Genomic DNA, 20,671 nt, shown 5'->3' on the forward strand with positions numbered 1-20,671 from the left:
AGTTTAATCGGTGGTTTTCTTTGTTCTTTTGATTAAAAAGTAGATGACACCTAAAATAACAGCTGCGATAATCAGCGGTAAAACATATGGCTGGGCAAACTCTTTAACGTGCGACCAGTTCTTGCCTAGCACTTTTCCTAGATAGAGAAAAAGAATGGACCACGGTAAAACGGCCGCTACAGTATAAAGTGTAAATTTTGAAGCAGGCATTTTGGCAATTCCAGCTGGAATGGAAATGGCATGTCTGACAACAGGAATAAACCGGGCAGTGAAAATGACACCAGCACCATACCTTTCAAACCAATGTTCCGCCACATCAATATGATGCTTTTTAATAAGGATATACTTACCGTATTTTTCCAGAAATGGTCTGCCGCCATAATAACCAGCCCAGTAAATAAATAGTTGGGCAATGGTGCCCCCAATAGTTCCGGCAATAACCGCACCAATAAAATTGAGGTGTCCCTGCGAAACCATATAACCGCCATAGCCTAAAACAATCTCACTTGGGATAATCTCAATCATTAATCCTAAAGCAATACCGAGGTAGCCTAGTTGTGATAAGAACTCCAATACAGTATTAATAAAATCTGTCATAGTTCACCTTCGCTTATGTAAATATACTAATATTTGCCCCTGTAAAACGGAGCTTCCTTTTATCTTACTAATTTTAAACTAGTTTGTCTGATATCTCAATTAGATGGTGTAAGCACTTCAATCGGCGGATAGTAAGAGCCAACCGGCGGATAGCTCGAGCCAATCGGCGGATAGCACGAACCAACCGGCGGATAGTAAGAGCCAATCGGCGGATAGCACGAACCAACCGGCGGATAATGAGAGCCAATCGGCGGATAACGAGAGCCAATCGGCGGATAGCACGAGCCAATCGGCGGATAGCACGAACCAACCGGCGGATAGTAAGAGCCAATCGGCGGATAGCACGAACCAACCGGCGGATAACGAGAGCCAACCAGCAGACAACGCAATTCAATCGGTGGAAAGTGCACCTCATTCATACATCACGCTTACATCCTGAGAGATTTGTCAGTTGCAAACATATACGTTTTATGGTGGTAGCGGATACTGTAGACCAGACCCATCGCAAACATATTACCCATGAGCGAACTGCCGCCATAGCTGATAAACGGCAATGGAATTCCCGTGATTGGGAGAACTTGAATCGTCATCCCGACATTTTGAAAGACATGAAAGGTGATAACACTAATAATCCCTGTACAAACATAGGTATGAAACGGATCTTTTGTGTCTAAGGCCGTTTTGATTAAATGATAGATAAGCAGAAAAAAGAGACCAATCACAAAACTACCGCCGACAAAGCCATACTCTTCACCAATCACACTGAATATAAAATCAGTATGGGCCTCAGGAATATAAACTTCACGATTGCTAAAACCTTTCCCTGTAATAAGGCCTGAACCAATGGCACTCAATGATTTTAATAGATGATAGCTAGAACTAGTTGAGTGGCTATGAGGGTCAAGCCAGGCATATATACGATTAAATTGATAGGTTTGGACGTGCAGGTATTTTTCCAGAAAGTCAGGTTTAATTAGTACAAGATAGAAAATAAGTGCTACAAAGGACGCACCTAAACTATAAATGGGGATGATAATTTTCCATGATATCCCGGAAATCAAGATCAGCCCAGTTAGGATCGATAAAATGACCAGCCCCGTTCCAAGGTCGGGCTGAAGCATAATTAATCCTAATGGTACGGCGGTGGTAATTCCTAATTTTATCAGCAAAAGAAAATCTGTTTTTACTGTTTTTTCAAGATGTTTTTCATGGTGGGTGGTTATAAGCCGACTTAACGCTAAGATTAAAAAGGTTTTCACAAACTCAGAAGGCTGAATTTGCCCGACCCCCCGGATAACAAACCAGCTTTTTGCACCGTTTCGTACAGGAGCAATCGACTCGGGTGCAACATAAACGGTTATAAGTAAAAATAAGCCAAAGCCATATAAATACCAAGAAAGCCGTTTATATTGGTAGCCGTCAATAAAAATGGAAATGGAAATAATAACGGCCCCGATGATATACCAAAATATTTGCATGAGTAAAAAGTTGGTTTCCCCATATTGCCCTGAGCCCTGGGCACTATAAATGGCTGCGCAGCTGACGAGGAAAAAAAGAAATAATAATAAAGTTAACGTCCAATCAAAACGTTCAGATTTCTTCATGTAGTTTGCCATCGACAACACCCATTTATTTCTATAATTGTTAACTCAACACTATCAGACAACAGAATTACTCACAATCCACTTTCTAGAAAGTTTTGACAGCCTCCCTATTACATAACGATTAAGTGCTAAAAAGGTTTCATTTAATTTTAAAACTTCACATGAGATGTTTTAAAAACATCGTGGCAATTCCGAAGTAAGTGAGTAAGGAAAAAATATCATTTAGGGTTGTAATTAATGGTCCTGAAGCCACTGCAGGGTCAATCTTTAGACGGTACAGAATGATAGGGATAATGGTTCCAGCAAGAGTTCCGATAATGAGAGTGAAAAATAACGAGCAGCCTACGACAGCCCCTAATATCCAGTTTCCCTGCCATATGTAGGCAATGATGGCAATTAAGATGGCGCAGGTTAAACCGATCGTAATGCCAACACCGAGTTCCCTTATTATTAAACGAGTAATGACCCCCCGATTAATATCAGCGGTGATTAACCCTCTGACCACGACCGCAAGTGATTGCGTTCCAGTGTTTCCTGTCATCCCAGCAATCATGGGCATAAAAAAGGCAAGGGCAACGACCTGCTTTAAAGTATCCTCAAAACTGCTGATAATTCTTCCAGAAAGGACCCCAATAAACAAAAGGAGAATGAGCCAAGGTAATCGTCTTGCCGCGGCAACCAAGGTCTTGGTATCGAAGTCAATCGCTTTTCCAGACGCTGATAATTTTTCAATATCCTCGTTAGCTTCCCTGATTACGACATCAATAATATCGTCGACTGTCACAATACCGACGAGGACATTGTTATCATCGACAACAGGAATAGCTAAAAAATCATATCGTTGTACCATTTGTGCAGCAATTTCTTGGTCAGTTGTAACAGATACAGATATGACCCGTTCGTACATAATCTTGCGGATTTTTTCCTCCGGTTCCGCTAACAGCAAATCACGGTATGAGACGACCCCCACTAGTTTGCTTGCTTCATCAATGACATATAAATAGTTAATAGACTCGGCAAATTCAGCGAAGACTTTAAACTTATCAACCGCCTCTCGAACAGTAAAATAATCTCGAATCCATACAAAACGATTGGTCATAATCCTGCCGGCCGTTTCGGTTGGATATTTCATAATGTCGGTAACGGCTTTGGATTCCTCTACTTTCATCCCAGATAGTAAGGACGCCTTTTTCTCAGGGGATAACTCGTTAAGTAACATGGCCAAGTCGTCATTGTCCATTAAATCCAGAACCTTGCTAGACTTCTCGATACCAAGAATATTTAATAAGTCCAGCTGCTCCTCTTTATCAAGTTCTTCCATCAAATCGGCTAGTATGTCATTTTGTAAAAATAAGAGAAATCGTCCCTTGTGCTTTTCGGGTAAGTCCTCATAAATTTTTGCGATATCATAGGGCTGAAGTTCTTCAAGAATGGCTTCAAAATCTGGCTTTTTATTTTCCTTTAATGTTTTTATAATATAAAGACTAATTTCATCTGGCGACATATCTTTAATCATGGACATACGCCCCTTTCCTCGAGTATGGTATACCCGCCTCGCTAATCGTTCAGTAAATTCGAACAACAAAATAGTCAATAGGACATAAAATTAGTATGTGTAACTGCAGATATTTATTTGTAAAAGAATTGAAATATGATATTCGACCTATAATTTGATAAAATAAGGAAGTATTTATAAAACGAATTGGAAATTTCGTGGAAATTGCCAATGAATAATAATTTTTGTGGTTGATCGGAGGAGTTCGGCTTTGAAAAAGCATCATCAAGACATACAGGATCTTATCTATGTTCATTTAAACCAAACAGACCAGTATGTAATGTCTTACGGTATCGAATTCAGTGAATTTGCTGCTGCTTTTTCAGGTTCATTAAATCATCTGCTGCTACTTGCGCACCGTTTTGATGATGCTGATTTTAATATGCATACACTGCTTGAATATTGTCCGGAAGATAGGATTAAGAAGTTAGCTGCGGAAGATGTCTATAGTTACGGAAATTTTTGCTGGATTGATTTTATTGAAGAAGATGTGCTTAATGAACTTACAGGCCAGGAAATAGCGGAATTACTCTATCTAGGTCACCAAAAGCATCATTTAAAATTACCTTTTTATAATAAACTGGGAAATCGTTTTGTTTATTTAGCCCAGGATGATGGGTGGTTTAATAAAACCTATTACCGGAGCTTTAAGGATTTTTTTCAATTATTAAGTGACGCCATTGCCAGCAAATTGGGAGAGTTAAAATTAGAAAAGTCGATTCTCGGCATTCGGAAAAAACGAGAATATCCACAGGTAAATAAAGAAATTCTCCTCTCGCTGACCCCCTTTATTAAGGAGGGAATTTGTATCTCATTAAGAGATGCTGATCACCAGCGGACTAAAATCGAAATACCCATTTGGGTGATGGGGGATTTTGCAAATATGGATGATATGTATGAAGAATACGAGCAAATATCTAATAAACCCTATCATGCAAAGTTGATTTTTGATAAAAAAACAAAAGAGTGGAAGCTGAATGTGATCTAGCTGCTGAAAAAACAGTCCTTTTAATGGGGACTGTTTTTTTAGAGGCTGTATGTAGGAAGGGTTTGACATCAATAGGCAAGTGTTAGGTTAACCAAAGTGAGAAAAGTCCTTCGTTCACCCCTAAGTTATACATATAATAAATACCAAACAATATGCTAATAATGCCTGCCAAATTATTTAAGTAGCGGTTCAAGTTTTTCCCTGCCGTTAACACAAATGGAATACCAATTACAGTCGAAAAACAAAGCATGCCAACAACGGTTCCAAACCCAAAAATTAAAATGTAGAGTGCCCCCTGCCAGATGGTTGACACAGTACTCATGGTTAACAGCACCATAGCGGCACTGCCGGCGAGTCCATGGATGAGTCCAATCATAAAGGATTTAATATGTGGTTGCTTTTTTTTAGGTGCCGATAAAGAATGGGAGTGCCGGTGATTTTTTTTTACCATTGAAAAAATACTATTAATACCAAGGGATACGAGCATAATCCCTACTAAAAATTCAAGACTTAGGGCGACCTTGTCGGTAATCGTGTTTTTTGCCAAAATGAATATCATGCCGACGATAAAAAGGGTGGCAGTATGACCGATGCCCCAATATACCCCAGCAAAGACCGAGCGCTTTATATTTTTCGATTCACTAGCGATGGTAGAAACCGCTATGACATGATCTGGTTCAATGGCGTGTTTCATTCCCAGTAAAAATCCTAGTAAAAGTATAGATAATAATGACCCACTCACAATTCATTCCGCCTCCATCTTTTCTACATAACTCAATCATACAAGAAAAGTGGAAAGAGTATATGTGGAATTAATGACAAATTTAGGATGGCTGGTGTTGAAGCAAGCTGTATCTATCATAAAATAATAAGTGGAAATAAGAAAAAACAGGACTTCAGCATTTCCTTTCTTACTTAAGAAAGTGTTAAAATAAAACGGTGAAAGACAATATGGAGGTAGTACAATGAAAACAAAATTGGGATTATTATACGGAGGAAAATCCGCTGAGCATAAGGTTTCCTTACAAACAGCTCTTGCTGTTATTCGAGCATTGGATCTTGAGAAATTTGAAATTACTCCTATTTACATAAATACCGAAGGACAGTGGATTAAAGGGCCACAGTTAACCGGACCAGTCGAAAACGTCCAGGCACTCGAATTTTCTAAAGAGAATACATTATCACCCCTTTCTTTAGCACCGTCTCTTTTCCAAGCCGAGCAGCAAGCATCTGCTTCACTTGATGTCATTTTTCCATTACTGCATGGACCAAATGGCGAAGATGGAACAGTACAGGGTTTATTAGAATTATTAAACCTGCCTTACGTAGGGAATGGCGTTCTTGCTTCTGCTGCAGGTATGGATAAAGTGATCATGAAAAATATCTTTGCCCAAGCTGAATTGGCACAAGTAGATTATGTTTCCTTTATTAAAAGCGAATGGACACAGGCGAAGGAAGAGGCGTATTCACAGGTAGAAGAAAAACTAGGCTATCCATGTTTTGTGAAACCCGCCAACCTTGGTTCCAGCGTTGGAATTAGTAAATGTACAAATCGCGCGGAATTAGAAACTGCTTTTGTAGAAGCCTTCCAATTTGACCGTAAAGTAATTATTGAAGAAGGTGTCATTGCCCGCGAAGTCGAGATTGCTGTATTAGGAAATGATCAGCCAGAATGTTCTGTAGCAGGCGAAATTGTTCCGAAAAAGGATTTTTATGATTACAAAGCAAAATATGAAGATGGGGATACAGCACTCATTATCCCTGCGGATATAACGGAAGAAGAATACACAGAAATCAAAGAAATGGCCATTCGTGCCTTTAAAGCATTAGATTGTTCTGGACTGGTTCGTGCTGATTTCTTTTTAACAAAAGATGGCAAGGCCATAATCAATGAAGTAAATACCATGCCAGGGTTCACCCCGGTTAGCATGTTCCCGCTTTTATGGAGAGAAACTGGTTTAGAGTACCCGCAATTAATTGAGCGTCTCGTCGAACTTGCGAAAGAAAGACATGCAGAAAAACAAAATATAAAATATACTTTTTAACTAACATGAACGGGACATTAGAGACACGGCGGAGCTGCCGTGTCGCTTTCTGTTGTAAAGAAAAGCGGAAGCGCCCTGGTCAGCGGCGTATGGCCTGGAGCGCTCCAACTGAGATATAGGAAACACGAAGAGCCGGAGGCGATTCGATGTTGACTTATCGTAGGGCGGAGAGCGAAGGACAGTAGCCGCTAGGGCGCTGGAGCTAGACAATAAGAAAAGCAGAAGCGCCCGAAAAAATAATTTTTTTGAAGAATATAATAGCTAAAGGAGGGTAACAAATTGATTAAGCGTACATTAAAGCAGATTTCAGAAATGGTTTCTGCCCTAAATGATTGTTCTGTGTATGCCGATGAGTTGATTGAAGGAGTAACAATTGATTCTAGGAAAATTAAACCAGGAAACTTATTTATTCCATTTCAAGGGGAACACTCAGATGGTCATAAATATGTAGAGGAGTCAATTCGGAAGGGGGCAGCAGCTGCCCTTTGGCAAAAGGATGTTCCAAATCCGCCCAAGGATTTGCCAATCCTGATTGTCGAAAATTGCCTAGTTGCTTTACAAGAATTAGCACGGAATTATAGGAAGCAATTACCTGTTAAGGTGGTTGGCATTACGGGAAGTAATGGTAAAACGACGACAAAGGATATGACAGCTGGGCTCTTGTCCCTAAAATATAAAGTTCAAAAAACAGAAGGAAATTACAACAATCATATAGGCCTGCCGTTAACCGTATTAAGCTTACAAGAAGACACCGAGATTGCTGTACTTGAAATGGGAATGAGCGGCAGGGGGGAAATTGAATTCCTGACAAAACTTGCACGCCCAGATGCCGTTGTTATTACCAATATAGGGGAATCCCATTTACTGGACCTTGGCTCCCGCGAAGGAATCGCAGAGGCTAAACTAGAGATTCTTCAAGGTCTTCAAGATGGCGGTCTGGCTGTTCTTCATGGTGATGAGCCGCTGCTAATGGAAAGGATTTACCAGTATAAAGGAAATGTAAATATCCAAACCTTTGGCAGAAATGAAACAAACGATCTCTACCCAATTGATATTAGGCAAATTGAGCAAGGAAACTCCTTCAAAATTAATGCTTCTGAAACGATTTACGAGCTTCCAGTTCTCGGCACACACAACATTCTAAATGCACTAGCATCTATGTTGATTGCTCAATATTTTTCTATTCCATTTGAAAAAATGAACGAAGGCCTTTCAAGGATTAAATTAACCAACATGCGGATGGAACTGGTTGAAGGACAGCACGGGGAGAAAATTATTAATGATGCCTATAATGCCAGCCCCACATCGATGATGGCTGCAATTGAATTGGTATCCAATCTCCAAGGGTATAAACGAAGAATATTGGTACTGGGTGATATGCTTGAACTAGGACCGCAGGAGGAACAATACCATTTGCAAATAGGTGAAGGTCTTGACCCAGAAAAAGTAGATTATCTCTTCACTTTTGGCTCATTAGGTGAATTTATTGCTAACGGTGCCCGGACAGTGCTAGATGACCAAAAAGTATTTTCATTCAATGATAAAGCAGCACTCATCGAAAAATTAAAAAATTTCGTGGATGAAACGACATTAGTGCTGGTAAAGGCATCAAGAGGCATGCGCTTAGAAGATATTGTTTCAGCTTTACAAAAAAAGTAAAGAATATGTAGGGGCAGGTGTGAGGCATGATTGGCTGCTTATGTATTCATGGGTTTACGGGTGCACCATATGAAGTAGAACCACTTGTCGACTTTTTACAAAATCGAACAGATTGGGAATTTTCCGTGCCCACATTGCCTGGACATGGTATACCCGGATTATTAAAAGGAATTCAGTACCAACAATGGCTTGATCACGCGGAAGCGGAGCTGCAAAAACTAATAGAAACCTGTGATGAGGTCTATGTGATCGGCTTTTCGATGGGCGGCATGATTGCCAGCTATCTCGCCGCCCATTACCCTGTGGACAAGCTGATCCTTTTAAGTGCCGCTGCATACTATATTAACCCAAAACAGCTAGCTAGTGACCTCACGAGAATTATTCGGGATGCATTCATGGGAAACTTACAAGATAATGAATTATTTCTGCGTTATAAACGAAAAATAACAGAAACCCCTTTTGCTGCTACCATTCAATTCCGTCGACTTGTTTCCTTTATCAAGCCAATACTGCATCAGGTGGAAGCACCAACTTTAATTGCACAAGGGGAATGTGATGGGATTGTACCGCCCAAAAGTGCTGAATATTTATTTCAAACCATAGGTGCAAAGCAGAAAAAGCTCACCTTTATCAAGCAATCAAAACATCATATTTGCCACTGTGAGGAAAAAGAAGCCCTGTTTTCACAAGTGTTTGACTTTTTGATGGAGTAATGAGGCTGTTTTTTAAACTATATCAAACATGTCTTCATTGCAAAATACTAGCAATAGTGGTATGATATTCATCAACGTGTCTAAAGAACGATTAATTAAGGGCATACTCTTTTAGAGAATGTCTTTTTATGTGGAAAAAGGGGCGGAGCTGCACCAACTTCGTTCATACTACTTGAGTCGGATTGTTAATAAACTAAATGATTCACTAATATTGTTTGGTTAAGCTTCGCTCGCACCGCTTTTTTTCGGTGTCCACTCATAATCTGACCCTTTTCCATGATTGGGTTGGAAAATTGAAATCAAGTTGGTTTTTTTTGTAAAATAAAGAAGCCCCTATCGCATTTTGATGCGTATTTATATTCAGCACTATTTGTAATAAAACAATTTTCACATGTTGAAGGAGAATGAAAACATTGACAAAGTTTGAAGAACTAGGCCTAAGTCAGGCCACTTTAAAAGCTGTCCTCAAAATGGGTTTTGAGGAAGCTACACCAATTCAGTCGGAAACGATTCCACTAGGGCTAAAGGGTATTGATTTGATCGGTCAAGCTCAAACAGGAACAGGTAAAACTGCTGCATTCGGTATTCCCTTAGTGGAAAAAATTGATACGAAAAGGGATGCTATTCAAGGGATCATTATCGCGCCAACACGTGAATTAGCGATTCAGGTTTCGGAAGAGCTTTATAAAATCGGCTCTGGAAAAAGAGTTCGTGTCTTACCAATCTACGGTGGGCAGGATATCAGCCGTCAAATCCGTTCATTGAAAAAAGCACCACATATCATTGTGGGTACTCCTGGACGTGTGTTAGACCACATTAACAGAAAAACGATGCACCTTGATACAGTGAATACGGTCATTCTTGATGAAGCGGATGAAATGTTAAACATGGGATTCATTGAAGATATTGAATCCATTCTAGCGGCAACTCCAGCTGAACGTCAGACATTACTTTTCTCTGCAACCATGCCTGCACCAATTCAAAGAATGGCTGAAAGATTCATGAAGGAACCACAAATCGTTCGTGTAAAAACGAAAGAATTGACCATGCCTTCGATTGAACAATATTATCTTGAAGTGCAAGAAAAAAATAAATTCGATGTATTAACAAGACTTCTTGATATTCAATCACCAGAACTAGCGATTGTCTTTGGACGTACGAAACGCCGTGTGGATGAATTATCTGAAGCATTAACGTTAAGAGGCTATACTGCAGAAGGTATTCATGGTGATTTAACCCAAGCTAAGCGTATGTCGGTCCTTCGCAAGTTTAAAGAGGGTACGATTGATATTCTTGTTGCAACAGACGTAGCCGCACGTGGGCTTGATATTTCTGGCGTGACACATGTTTACAACTTTGACATTCCACAAGACCCAGAAAGCTATGTTCACCGTATCGGCCGTACAGGTCGTGCTGGGAAGAAGGGGATTGCTTTAACCTTCATTACACCACGGGAAAAATCATATCTTGCTGTTGTGGAAAGAACAACTAAACACAAGATGGAAAAAATGAAGGCTCCAACCCTTGATGAAGCATTAGAAGGTCAACAAAAAGCAGTTGTTGAAAAAATCGTCGCAACGATTGAATCAAATAATTTACATTACTATAAAGCGGCTGCACAAGAGCTTCTCGAAGAAAATGATGCAGAAACCGTTATTGCGGCAGTTCTAAAAATGCTGACAAAAGAACCGGATCAAACACCGGTTAAGTTGACGGAAGAACAGTTGCCACAAAAACGCGAGAGAAAGCCATATGACCGTGACCGTAGAAGAAGAGATGATTCTAGAGGGTCTTACGGCGGTGGCGATCGTAATCGAAAAAAGGCACCGGCAAAGCCAAGAAGCGGTGAAAAAAGAACTGGTGGAAAATCATCATCAAAGCCAAGAAGTTTTAATCATTAATTAATAAATCAAAAGAGCATGGACATTCGTCCATGCTCTTTATGTGTTGTGGTGGTTTTGTTCAGTTGTCTTTTTCTTGATCTTTCTCTTTAGGGTATCTACAAGTAAATATAAAAAGGGGATAAGCTCTATAAAATAGGCAAAGGTCGGCCAGGAATTTTCATAAACGTCCACAATATTTGCATAGTTTTCTGCCATATTGACTGATATCGACACCATGACAGCCGCTAAGGAAAAAGTTAACGGCCGGTAATCTTTGAGGTTCAATAATTGGGCAAGAATGAAAACAGCAATAAAAAAGAAAAAACTGATTTTGATATAAACCATTGTTGACCATACGGCAATTAACAGAGGATCTAAGTTCTCTATAAATTCCGCTATATGGATAAAACGGACCATTTCCAAGATTGGAAATGTTAAGTGTGAGATTAAATTTGGTCCAAAAAGAAGTAGTAAAAGGGCAATGTAGATGATAATTATGCTAATGGAAGAAACCGTCGCCCAAAAAACGGATTTTAGTGTTTTTTCCTTTTTAAAAAAATAGGGATAGATAAAAATCAATAGGACCGCTTCACTAAAGAAGGGGGTAATAAAATAAGATCCCTGGAAAATCCCATGGAGATTGTGATTTGTAATAAATGCCATGGACCGTTCCCAGCGTAATTCTTTTCCAACAAAAACAGTGTTTAATAAAATGGCAAACATTGTGATAAAAAATAATCCTTGTGCTGATCTAAAAAGGGTGACAATCCCCAATCGAGCAATAAATGCAACAGTAGCTCCGAATACGACCCCAATTGCCCAATTGGGTGTTTCCGGGAGATAGACCTGGACGATAAAATCTTCATATTCCCTTAAAATGAAGGCACACCCATGAAGGCAGAAAAAGAACATGAACACCATGAGCGGGAGATGAATCCAATAGGGGAAAATATCTCTCCCGTAATAAACGATAAATTCAGTGGGTCTTCGATTTGCAAGCTTAATGGCAGAAAATGCAAAAAGGAATGACACTAAACCCCCTATACAAAGCACAAGTAGTGAGTCGTATTGTGACATTTGAATAAGTTGGACAGAAGAAAATCCGACAAATGTTGAGAAAAAATAAAGAATCAAAAAAAGTAAAATTTGACCTTGTGTGATACCCTCTGTTTTCAAACTATGCTCCACCTAACCTAGAATTCTTTTTTGAAGGGGTTTAAATAGGAAATTAATCAAATCATTGGGATTTAGAATCGTATTAAAAAAGTACGTCGATATACAGTAAAGGAAAGATAGGCCCATAACGAAAAGGACAAGCAGGTATGTTCTTCTTTTTCGTTTTCTATTATTAAGGTAATTAAACTCGTACAAAAAAATCAGTAGGAAGATTAAAATGATAATTATCATGAGCTTAATTCCCTTGTCCAAAATGGATTATTTTCAGTACCCCTGCGTTTTACTTTTAAATTAACATTAATATTTAGTTTTACTTTATCTTGATAAATAGTTTGCCAATTTCCTTTTGCATTTTTCCATATATTTGGTTTATACCATGATAAATATTCACCGAATTGAAAAACATCTGCCCCTAACTTTTTAGAAGAAGTAAATGCATCTTTAATTCTGACATTAATCTCTTTTTCTGCGAGCATTTCTAATTTTTTTATATTTTTTTCACTCTTTAAATCAATCGAGGAGTTCGTCTCTGCAATATCGTCTTCCACATTGACATGAACATCAAATGTAAATGGTTCCCTTTTTGATGGCTGAATGCTAGTTTTTGCTTGTAAGACGTTAAAGCTAATGTCCTTGTGATCTGTTGGGGATTTAATGGTGACGAGTGCATTTTTGACTCTGTTCTTGAGCCATAAGGCTCCCCTGCCTTCGGAAGAACTTAATTTTCCTGTCATTTTGTAATGGTGAAATAAGGCCATGCCATCTGTCCCAACCCAAACGGCCTTTTTTCCTTTTTCACTAACCAATTTTTGTTTCCCAATCTTCAACATGCTAATGACCATATCACCGGTTTCCGATTCTAAAAAGTCCTTTGGTGTCGTTAATAAAGCGATTTGATTTTTAGTGAATCCCAATAGTATTCTAGTTTGCGACTTTTCAAAGGCAGGAACCATATTAATAATTTCCTTTGCCTTTCCTGGAGTGACAAACATGACGATGTTAATGTTTAAACTAGGTTGGCGTATGATAAATTCCAGTACTTTTTCAATCCCTTCCTTGGCCATTTCTTCACCGATCACGACAATCTTAGCTTGTCCCCAAGTAATTTTTCTTGGTAAATCTACCTGGGCTTTGTGGTAGGCCTCTGAAATATTAGCACCAGAATAAGTTAAGGTTGCATAGGGATTTTCAGTAGTTGAAGATGCTCCTGCTTGTCCGGTAGCAAGTCGATTTGGGAGAGGAAAGGCTAGTGTTAACTCAATTTGGCCGTTTTCCCCTTTATCTACCATAAAGGTTGACACAAAGGCTCGATCATTTATTTCCGTACTAGACCAGCATCCACTTAAAAAAAGTGTACTCATGACGATTATGCAAATGAAGGTTTTCTTCAATCTTGATCCTCCTCATACAAGGGATAGTTCGTATTAGACCGCTCAGAATCTGCTGTCCCAACGAACGAAGGACGACGTTTCATCCCCCACCACGGGACTCGAATAAATACATCCTTTAAATCACTAATCCGTAATGGTGCGGCCGGGGCAAGGTAAGGCATGCCAAATGAACGGAGATGGACCATATGAATAAAAATGAGCAGGCAGCCAACCATCAGTCCAAATAAGCCAAAGGTACCAGATAGGATCATAATCGGAAATCGCAATAACCGAATCGTAAATCCTAAATCAAAATAAGGGATAATAAAGGAAGCAATTCCTGTTAAGGAAACTATAATAACCATGGGTGCGGACACAATTCCAGCTTGTACGGCTGCCTGTCCAATCACTAAAGCACCAAGGATACTAATCGCCTGGCCTATGGCTTTTGGTGTTCGAATACCTGCTTCTCTTAATGCTTCAAAGGATATTTCCATCATCAATGCCTCCACCATTGCGGGGAAAGGAACGAGATCCCTTGCAGCGGCAACACTGATTAACAAGTCAGTTGGAATCATAACTGGGTGAAAGGTGGTCACGGCAATATAAAAGGACGGAAAAAGCAATGATACAATTAAAAAAGCCACCCGCATCCAGCGAATGAAATTGGCGGAAATATAGCGTTGGTAATAATCTTCTGGTGATTGAAGGAACATGAAGAAAGACACAGGTACAATCAGTGGAATCGGTGTACCGTCAACCAAAATCATCACTCTTCCTTCAAGCAAGGCAGCTGCAACCACATCAGGCCGCTCCGTTTTTTGCGACTGTGGAAAGGGGGATAATGGGAAATCATCGATACACTCTTCCAAGTAACTGCTTCCTAATACACCGTCCATTTTAATACGATTTAACCGCTGTCGAACCTCTTCGATTAATTCCTTCCTGCATACTCCCTCGAGGTAGCCTATTACTACTTTTGTTTTCGTATATTTACCGAAAATGAGTTGCTCCATTTTTAAAGAGGGCGACTTAATTTTTCGACGAATTAATGTGATGTTTGTGTTAATATCCTCAACAAAAGCTTCTCTAGGGCCCCTAATAACATTTTCGTTGGCTGGTTCACTAACTTCCCTCATATTGAAGCTTTTCATTGGAAAAGCAAGCATTCTTGAATCACCTTCGAAAAAAATAAAAATATTACCATCGAGGACAAGTTGAACAGCTTGCTGCATATCAGTGACAATGCTGCTTTTCATAGAGCTAACCATTTTTAAGTCAAGTAATTTATGAAAAAACTCTTTGTGAGAGGAAGCAAAATCCTCGGAAACAATATAAGATAGGACCTGTTCGTCAAATAGCTGTTGATCAACCATGTCAGCTAAGTAGACAATCCCACACCGTGTATGATTGGCGGTTAGTTCATGAATGGATACATCAGAACATTGATCAAAAGTCTGTTTTAACCAAGTTAGGCGAATATCAAAATGATCTCCCAAAAATACTTGTTCTGGAGTATTACTATTCGGCTGATTTTGTTTTTTTGTTTTTGAGAAAAGGGGCATCATTTTCACTCCATAAACTTTTTCTTAGCGTTCCCCTTTTTAGTGAAAATATTTGGTTGTTGAAAATGAAAGATAGGTGAGAATAAGTATATAGTTTTTAAAGGAATTATGAAGGAGGGAAAATGCCATGATTGTTAAACTTGGTTATGTAGCAATGAGCGTAGAACTGCAAAATGCCTCACCCTCACAAACCATGACGTATGCTCAATTTCAAAAGATAAAAGACCGGGAAGCAGCGATACGGAAGTTAGAAAGAATAGCCGAATCAAACCTTGAAAACTGTCTCCGTTTATTCAAGCATAATGTGGCAAATGACATTCATTTTTTTAGATTGAGTTCCCGTTTAATTCCGCTCGCGAATCACGAAGACCTACATGATTGGAACTATATAAGGCCATTGAAAGAGCCCCTTAAAAAGCTAGCCCATTTTATAGAGGAGCACCCGGCCAGAATTGACTTTCATCCGGACCATTTTGTCGTCTTGAATTCACCAGATAAGGAAATCTTAAAAAACTCTCTAAAGACACTTGCCATGCATGAAGCGCTTTTAAAAGGAATGAACATTGACCCAGAACACCGCTGTGTCCTCCATGTCGGCGGGGGTTACCACGATAAGGAAAAAGCGCTCGAACTATTTATCCATAATTGGGCTTATGTGAAGCCATCGATTCAAAAAATGATTATGCTGGAGAATGATGATACAACCTTTACGGTAAAAGACACCTTATACCTTTGTGAAAAATTAGGCATTCCAATGGTGTTTGATTATCATCACCACTTGGCCAATCATGAAGCAGAAGAGTGGCGGTCAGATTGGGAGCGAATTATAGCTACCTGGGATCAATCCCCCCTTCCGATTAAAATGCATATTTCTAGTCCGCGGTCCGACCATGATTTTAGGGCGCATGCCGATACCATTGATTCCGACATGTTTCTGAGATTTTTACATGACATTAACGGATCGGTTCCAGAAATTCATTGTATGATCGAAGCCAAACAAAAGGATGCAGCTCTTTTTCAGCTTGTTAAAGACTTAAAAGAGCATGAAGGATTGGAATGGCTCGATCAATCAAGTTTTAATATGAAAAAAGGCTATGTTTTGGTTTGATAAACTATGTATACTTAGGGAAAGACGGTGTTTATGGAGGAGAGGCAAGTTGCTGGGCATACCACAAAAACGAATTTCGAAAAGGGCCTTAATCGTATGGCGAATTGGTGGTGCCATAAAATCCCTGATTGGATGGGCTGTAACAGCTATTATTCTATTTTTTCTACATCTTTTTGATGTTCCATTTTGGATATCGCTCATCTTGATTGTGCTTGGAGTAGTTTTCCCATGCTATCATATCTTTTTCTCCCCTGTGCTGCGCTGGAAATCATGGAGATATGAAGTGCGTGAGGAAGAAGTGGAATTGGAGGAAGGGATTTTTTTCAAAACGCGGACGTTAGTCCCCATGATTCGAGTTCAACATGTGGATACGGTTCAAGGGCCTATTTTAAGAAAATACAAATTAGCCTCCGTCTTGATTCACACAGCTGCCACCGCTCATGAAATTCCCGCATTAGAAGAGGATGAAGCAGAGGAATTGAGAGGATATATTTCTAGATTAGCAAGGGTGGCAGAAGAAGATGTCTGAATCTAAGCGACTCCATCCGATTTCCAGCGTTCTTAACACAGGCAAACTAATAAAGAACCTGATCATTCCGATGATTGTTATCAACGCCTCAGGAGGGCGAGACGGCAGGATTTCATTACTCATTGCCTTAATTATATCAGCTATTGTTCTTCTATTTACATTCATTACGGGTATCCTATCCTGGCTGCGGTTTACGTATCGGTTTGGGCAGGACGAGCTGCGGATCGAATATGGAATTTTTCTGCGTAAAAAGAGGTATATTCCCTATGAACGAATTCAGAGTGTCAATGTAACCGAGGGAATTTTACAGCGATTGTTCGGCCTTGTTAAAGTGAAAATCGAAACAGCAGGTGGTGGGGATGAGGCAGAAGCCGTTTTATCTGCGATCTCAAAAGAGGAGGCCGTGCGAATTCAAACCTATGTTCACGACGCTAAACATAGTCATCCACTAAATGATGGTTTTGAGGTGGAGAGTGAGACCATTTTTAAAATTTCAACACAGCAATTAATCGTTCTTTCATTAACGTCTGGTGGGATGGGAGTGGTTTTTTCGGCTGTACTGGCGTTATTTTCGCAAATTGATGATTTCATTTCATATAAAAAAATATTTGGCAGATTCGAATTGCTGCTCCTTCACAATGTAGCGATGGTACTACTACTAGTGTTTATTGGGTTTCTCTTTGTATGGATCATCGGATTAATCATCACTATGGTGAAATACACAAACTTTACCGTGCAGAAAATAGATCATGAATTAGTCATTTCACAGGGACTGCTGGAGAAAAGGCAAATCACTATTCCTTTGAAGCGTATTCAAGCGATACATATTAGTGAAAATATGGTGAGGCAAATGTTTGGCTATGGTACTGTTTATGTTGAAAGCGCGGGGGGATCATCAGCCGATCAAGAAGGTGCCAAAGTTACTTTACTGCCAATCGTAAAGATTAATCAAATTTGCCCCCTTCTGGAGAACTATTTACCGGATTATAGTTTCACGACCAACTTCCATCCTGCACCAAAGAGGGCTTTATGGAGGTATATTTTACGGAGTTGGTACATGGTAATCCCAATTGTGATAATCGCCCTCATTTTTTTTAAGTTATGGGGTTTACTATCTTTAGTGCTTGTCGCAGCTGTAACCATAAGGGCTGTTTTAAAATACCAAGCTGCTGGCTGGAGTCTCGATCAACAGCAGCTAAGTCTGCGATATCGGACTAATAAACGGACAACGGTATATATGAAGAAAAATAAGATTCAAAGTTTAGAGGCGAGAGTGAGTTATTTTCAAAAAAAGCAGGAGCTTGGAACCTTGGAGGCCTTTGTAAAGTCGGGATTCGGCAGTGCGGGAGGCAGGGTCGTCGATCTGGAACAGGCGGATATTCAGCGGATTTATCAGTGGTATTCTCATGGGAACGGAAAGGGGAGTTTCCCGAAAAATAAACAGAAATTCGGGATACTCCCTGCTATTGTTGACTCCAAAATCCAAGAATAGCGATAATGATAATGATTGACCAGATCAGTACCTTTAGAGGTGATTGAAAAGATAGACCGCTTCGTTTACTGCTAGCCCAAGTGGTGGTGGTTCTAAGTGAATCTGACAGGCCCTTTTTATTATAGTAAGGAATGGCGCCGAGAAGGAAGCCGCCTAGTAATCCAAATAAATGGGCAATAATATTAATATTAGGCTGAATAAAGGTCATAATGAGACTGACCACACTGAGAGTGAGAATGATTTGTGAGTTTTGCCAGGACAACAGATGTTTCCGAAACATAATAATCGCAATATAATAGCCGAATAGACCAAAGATCGCTCCACTTGAACCAACATGGGTATAGGTCAATGGTTCAAATATCAATGTGGCTGCATTAGCGATGAGCCCTGATAAGAGATAAATGAATAAAAATCGGCCGCTGCCCGCCATTCTCTCAAGTGCGGGCCCAAAAAGAACCAGCGAAAAACTATTAAACAACATATGTGAAAAACCGCTATGCATAAATGTAGGGGTAATCAGCCGCCAGAATTCCCCCTCCATAATATACAAGTTGACGCCCGAAAAATGTTCAAAGAACCAGTAGTTTGGAAACATGGGCAAAATGGTTAACAGATATAATAGTAGGTGGATGGCAACAATAATAGAGACCATCGGATAAAAGCGAATAAATTCGCGGAAGCTTTCCGTTCTAGTAAACATGGCAAAAACTCCTCTCTATAACATCATATACGGATTTGCATTTCTTTACACTATTATGCTGGCAGGAATTTAAATAGAAGGAAGATGTACAATGATTAAAGGGATAGGCATTGATATTATTGAGCTTTCAAGAGTGCGTGATCTCATTAATAGACAGGGCAAATTTGTCGATAGAATTTTAACGATAAAGGAAAAGGAAACATTCATGCCTTTATCTGATGCGAGGAAGGTGGAATTTTTAGCAGGGAGATTTGCAGCGAAGGAAGCTTTTTCAAAAGCAATGGGCACTGGGATAGGAAAAGAATTGTCGTTTTTAGATATTGAAATTAATACAGATTCCACCGGGAAGCCTTTCTTTGAAAAACCGTCCATTCAAGCCCACTTGTCCATCTCGCATAGCAGAGACTATGCTGTCGCTGAGGTCATCATTGAAGAATAACGGATTTGCATAGTTCGAGCAGTTTACTTTTTTTATAGCTGGCTTGGCAACTTGATTAGCATATTCCCCTAGGTTGTCTCATATATTCATAGGGAAATAGGAGAGACAAGGTCAGCTATGGTTTTGGAAGCCTGATTCCTGCCTTTCTCTTCTTAGATTATCATATGAAATATGACAAGTTGGGGGTTGAAGGAATGAGGAAAAAGTGGTTGCTGCTCATGACGGGATTGATGGTCATTTTCTTACTTGCTGCCTGTGGCTCAAAATCACAAGATGATGTGGTGAAGGAATTAAAGAGTAAACAGGGTGACTTAACCAGTTATAAGGTAAATGCGAAGATGACATTGAAAATGGGCTCTGAGTCACAAGTGTATAACGTAGAAATCTGGCATAAGGATCCTACTTTTTATCGCGTTAATTTGAAAAATGCTGAAAAAGACCAAAGTCAAATGATTTTAAGAAATAACGAGGGTGTTTTTGTTCTGACACCAGCCTTAAATAAGAGTTTCCGTTTCCAAAGCGATTGGCCGCAAAACAGCAGCCAAGCCTATTTATACGAATCCTTAATCAAAGATATTGTGGCAGATAAAGAAGCCAAATTCTCCTCGACAAAAGATCATTATGTATTTGAAACAAAAACCCGTTATCAAAATAATAGCATGCTGCCGTTCCAAGAAATTAAGCTGAATAAGGGTGATTTATCACCAGCCGTTGTAAAAGTAATGGACCCCGATCGAAATGCGCTCGTGACTGTTGAGTTTTCAAAGGTGAAATTTAACGCTGACTTTGACAAAGATGATTTCGATATGAAGAAGAACATGACACGTGCCCAGTTAAACTTACCAGCCATGGCTGAAGGAAAGGATAAAGATTTCACCGTTATGTATCCAACCTTCGAGCTAAAAGGAACCAAATTAATTGAGGAGAAATCGGTTAATATTGAAGATGGTAAGCGGGTTGTTCTTACCTATGATGGTAAAAAATCGTTCACACTAGTCCAGGAAAAAGTAACGGCAAAAGTGGCGTCTACTTCTCCTACCCTCGTGGAAGGCGACATCGTTGATTTAGGTGTGACGGTTGGAGCGATATCTAATCACACGATTTCATGGTCGCATGATGGTGTTGATTATATGATTGCATCGGAGAACCTGACGAAGAAAGAATTAATTGAAGTAGCACAATCTGTCCAAGGCGATGCGATAAAATAATATTTTTCACTCGGCAGGCCCTTATTCAGGGGCCTGTTTT

At 39.6% G+C, this 20,671-nt stretch carries 18 protein-coding genes; 10 read left to right on the forward strand and 8 right to left on the reverse strand.

Annotated elements, in window-relative coordinates:
- Positions 1 to 3: 3 nt before the first annotated feature.
- The 3 genes from uptA to mgtE all read right to left on the reverse strand — a co-directional run bounded on the left by uptA (position 4) and on the right by mgtE (position 3,717).
- Entirely contained in the window at positions 4 to 597 is a 594-nt protein-coding gene (gene uptA / locus AC4E8C_RS01330; RefSeq protein ID WP_490209666.1) for an undecaprenyl phosphate transporter UptA, read from the reverse strand.
- Positions 598 to 1,025: 428 nt separating this feature from the next.
- A complete protein-coding gene (locus tag AC4E8C_RS01335) occupies positions 1,026 to 2,213 on the reverse strand; it encodes an FtsW/RodA/SpoVE family cell cycle protein (RefSeq protein ID WP_490209667.1) in 1,188 nt (395 codons plus the stop codon).
- 145 nt (positions 2,214 to 2,358) lie between these two features.
- Positions 2,359 to 3,717, reverse strand: coding sequence for a magnesium transporter (gene mgtE, locus AC4E8C_RS01340; protein ID WP_490212431.1), 1,359 nt, complete (start codon positions 3,715 to 3,717; stop codon positions 2,359 to 2,361).
- Positions 3,718 to 3,967: 250 nt separating this feature from the next.
- Between mgtE and AC4E8C_RS01345 the strand changes: the two genes are divergently transcribed.
- Positions 3,968 to 4,744: a hypothetical protein gene (locus tag AC4E8C_RS01345; RefSeq protein ID WP_490209669.1), complete on the forward strand. Its 777-nt coding sequence runs from the start codon at positions 3,968 to 3,970 to the stop codon at positions 4,742 to 4,744.
- 82 nt (positions 4,745 to 4,826) lie between these two features.
- On the opposite strand, the gene AC4E8C_RS01350 is transcribed toward AC4E8C_RS01345, so the two are convergent.
- Positions 4,827 to 5,486 carry a sulfite exporter TauE/SafE family protein gene (locus tag AC4E8C_RS01350; protein WP_490209670.1) on the reverse strand — a complete coding sequence of 220 codons (660 nt, stop codon included), beginning with the start codon at positions 5,484 to 5,486 and terminating at the stop codon, positions 4,827 to 4,829.
- A 223-nt stretch (positions 5,487 to 5,709) separates the two neighbouring features.
- Here AC4E8C_RS01350 and AC4E8C_RS01355 point away from each other — a divergent pair, with 223 nt between their 5' ends.
- The 4 genes from AC4E8C_RS01355 (at position 5,710) to cshA (ending at position 11,062) form a co-directional block, all read left to right on the forward strand.
- The gene (locus AC4E8C_RS01355; protein ID WP_490209672.1) at positions 5,710 to 6,789 is read left to right on the forward strand and encodes a D-alanine--D-alanine ligase; all 1,080 of its coding nucleotides are present in this window, start codon (positions 5,710 to 5,712) and stop codon (positions 6,787 to 6,789) included.
- Between the two features lie 279 nt (positions 6,790 to 7,068).
- A complete protein-coding gene (locus AC4E8C_RS01360; RefSeq protein WP_490209674.1) occupies positions 7,069 to 8,448 on the forward strand; it encodes a UDP-N-acetylmuramoyl-tripeptide--D-alanyl-D-alanine ligase in 1,380 nt (459 codons plus the stop codon).
- A 26-nt stretch (positions 8,449 to 8,474) separates the two neighbouring features.
- Positions 8,475 to 9,161, forward strand: a complete 687-nt coding sequence (locus AC4E8C_RS01365; RefSeq protein WP_490209676.1) for an alpha/beta hydrolase — start codon at positions 8,475 to 8,477, stop codon at positions 9,159 to 9,161.
- Between the two features lie 413 nt (positions 9,162 to 9,574).
- Complete coding sequence (gene cshA / locus AC4E8C_RS01370) at positions 9,575 to 11,062, forward strand: degradosome RNA helicase CshA (RefSeq protein ID WP_490209678.1); 1,488 nt, start codon at positions 9,575 to 9,577, stop codon at positions 11,060 to 11,062.
- A 39-nt stretch (positions 11,063 to 11,101) separates the two neighbouring features.
- On the opposite strand, the gene AC4E8C_RS01375 is transcribed toward cshA, so the two are convergent.
- From AC4E8C_RS01375 to AC4E8C_RS01385, 3 genes are all read right to left on the reverse strand, one after another.
- Positions 11,102 to 12,232: a GerAB/ArcD/ProY family transporter gene (locus AC4E8C_RS01375; protein WP_490209680.1), complete on the reverse strand. Its 1,131-nt coding sequence runs from the start codon at positions 12,230 to 12,232 to the stop codon at positions 11,102 to 11,104.
- A 215-nt stretch (positions 12,233 to 12,447) separates the two neighbouring features.
- A complete protein-coding gene (locus AC4E8C_RS01380) occupies positions 12,448 to 13,611 on the reverse strand; it encodes a Ger(x)C family spore germination protein (protein ID WP_490209682.1) in 1,164 nt (387 codons plus the stop codon).
- A complete protein-coding gene (locus tag AC4E8C_RS01385) occupies positions 13,608 to 15,158 on the reverse strand; it encodes a spore germination protein (RefSeq protein ID WP_490209683.1) in 1,551 nt (516 codons plus the stop codon). Before AC4E8C_RS01385 ends, AC4E8C_RS01380 begins: the two co-directional genes overlap by 4 nt.
- A 124-nt stretch (positions 15,159 to 15,282) precedes the next feature.
- On the opposite strand from AC4E8C_RS01385, the gene uvsE reads away from it, so the two are divergent.
- From uvsE to AC4E8C_RS01400, 3 genes are read left to right on the forward strand one after another with little or no spacing between them, the layout of a single operon-like run.
- On the forward strand, positions 15,283 to 16,263 hold the full coding sequence (gene uvsE, locus AC4E8C_RS01390) for a UV DNA damage repair endonuclease UvsE (protein ID WP_490209685.1): 981 nt from the start codon (positions 15,283 to 15,285) through the stop codon (positions 16,261 to 16,263).
- A 49-nt stretch (positions 16,264 to 16,312) separates the two neighbouring features.
- Positions 16,313 to 16,792 carry a PH domain-containing protein gene (locus AC4E8C_RS01395; RefSeq protein WP_490209687.1) on the forward strand — a complete coding sequence of 160 codons (480 nt, stop codon included), beginning with the start codon at positions 16,313 to 16,315 and terminating at the stop codon, positions 16,790 to 16,792.
- Positions 16,785 to 18,284, forward strand: coding sequence for a PH domain-containing protein (locus AC4E8C_RS01400; RefSeq protein ID WP_490209689.1), 1,500 nt, complete (start codon positions 16,785 to 16,787; stop codon positions 18,282 to 18,284). The genes AC4E8C_RS01395 and AC4E8C_RS01400 overlap by 8 nt, the downstream gene beginning before the upstream one ends.
- Here AC4E8C_RS01400 and AC4E8C_RS01405 read toward each other — a convergent pair.
- Positions 18,256 to 18,984 carry a rhomboid family intramembrane serine protease gene (locus tag AC4E8C_RS01405; protein ID WP_490209691.1) on the reverse strand — a complete coding sequence of 243 codons (729 nt, stop codon included), beginning with the start codon at positions 18,982 to 18,984 and terminating at the stop codon, positions 18,256 to 18,258. The two genes, AC4E8C_RS01400 and AC4E8C_RS01405, sit on opposite strands and share 29 nt — an antisense overlap.
- Positions 18,985 to 19,075: 91 nt before the next feature.
- Here AC4E8C_RS01405 and acpS point away from each other — a divergent pair, with 91 nt between their 5' ends.
- Together acpS and AC4E8C_RS01415 are read left to right on the forward strand one after the other, a co-directional pair.
- On the forward strand, positions 19,076 to 19,423 hold the full coding sequence (acpS, locus tag AC4E8C_RS01410; protein ID WP_490209693.1) for a holo-ACP synthase: 348 nt from the start codon (positions 19,076 to 19,078) through the stop codon (positions 19,421 to 19,423).
- 194 nt (positions 19,424 to 19,617) lie between these two features.
- Positions 19,618 to 20,631 (forward strand): LolA family protein, encoded by a 1,014-nt coding sequence (locus AC4E8C_RS01415; RefSeq protein WP_490209695.1) that lies wholly within the window; start codon positions 19,618 to 19,620, stop codon positions 20,629 to 20,631.
- Positions 20,632 to 20,671 lie beyond the last annotated feature (40 nt).

It is taken from the genome of Neobacillus sp. SRL179 (assembly GCF_984799095.1).

Excerpts from the sequence above, each read along its gene's own strand:
- uptA (WP_490209666.1), bottom strand. The coding sequence starts at position 597 with ATGACAGATTTTATTAATACTGTATTGGAGTTCTTATCACAACTAGGC.
- AC4E8C_RS01335 (WP_490209667.1), bottom strand. The coding sequence starts at position 2,213 with ATGGCAAACTACATGAAGAAATCTGAACGTTTTGATTGGACGTTAACT.
- mgtE (WP_490212431.1), bottom strand. The coding sequence starts at position 3,717 with ATGATTAAAGATATGTCGCCAGATGAAATTAGTCTTTATATTATAAAA.
- AC4E8C_RS01355 (WP_490209672.1), top strand. The coding sequence starts at position 5,710 with ATGAAAACAAAATTGGGATTATTATACGGAGGAAAATCCGCTGAGCAT.
- AC4E8C_RS01365 (WP_490209676.1), top strand. The coding sequence starts at position 8,475 with ATGATTGGCTGCTTATGTATTCATGGGTTTACGGGTGCACCATATGAA.
- AC4E8C_RS01385 (WP_490209683.1), bottom strand. The coding sequence starts at position 15,158 with ATGATGCCCCTTTTCTCAAAAACAAAAAAACAAAATCAGCCGAATAGT.
- uvsE (WP_490209685.1), top strand. The coding sequence starts at position 15,283 with ATGATTGTTAAACTTGGTTATGTAGCAATGAGCGTAGAACTGCAAAAT.
- AC4E8C_RS01400 (WP_490209689.1), top strand. The coding sequence starts at position 16,785 with ATGTCTGAATCTAAGCGACTCCATCCGATTTCCAGCGTTCTTAACACA.
- AC4E8C_RS01405 (WP_490209691.1), bottom strand. The coding sequence starts at position 18,984 with ATGTTTACTAGAACGGAAAGCTTCCGCGAATTTATTCGCTTTTATCCG.
- acpS (WP_490209693.1), top strand. The coding sequence starts at position 19,076 with ATGATTAAAGGGATAGGCATTGATATTATTGAGCTTTCAAGAGTGCGT.
- AC4E8C_RS01415 (WP_490209695.1), top strand. The coding sequence starts at position 19,618 with ATGAGGAAAAAGTGGTTGCTGCTCATGACGGGATTGATGGTCATTTTC.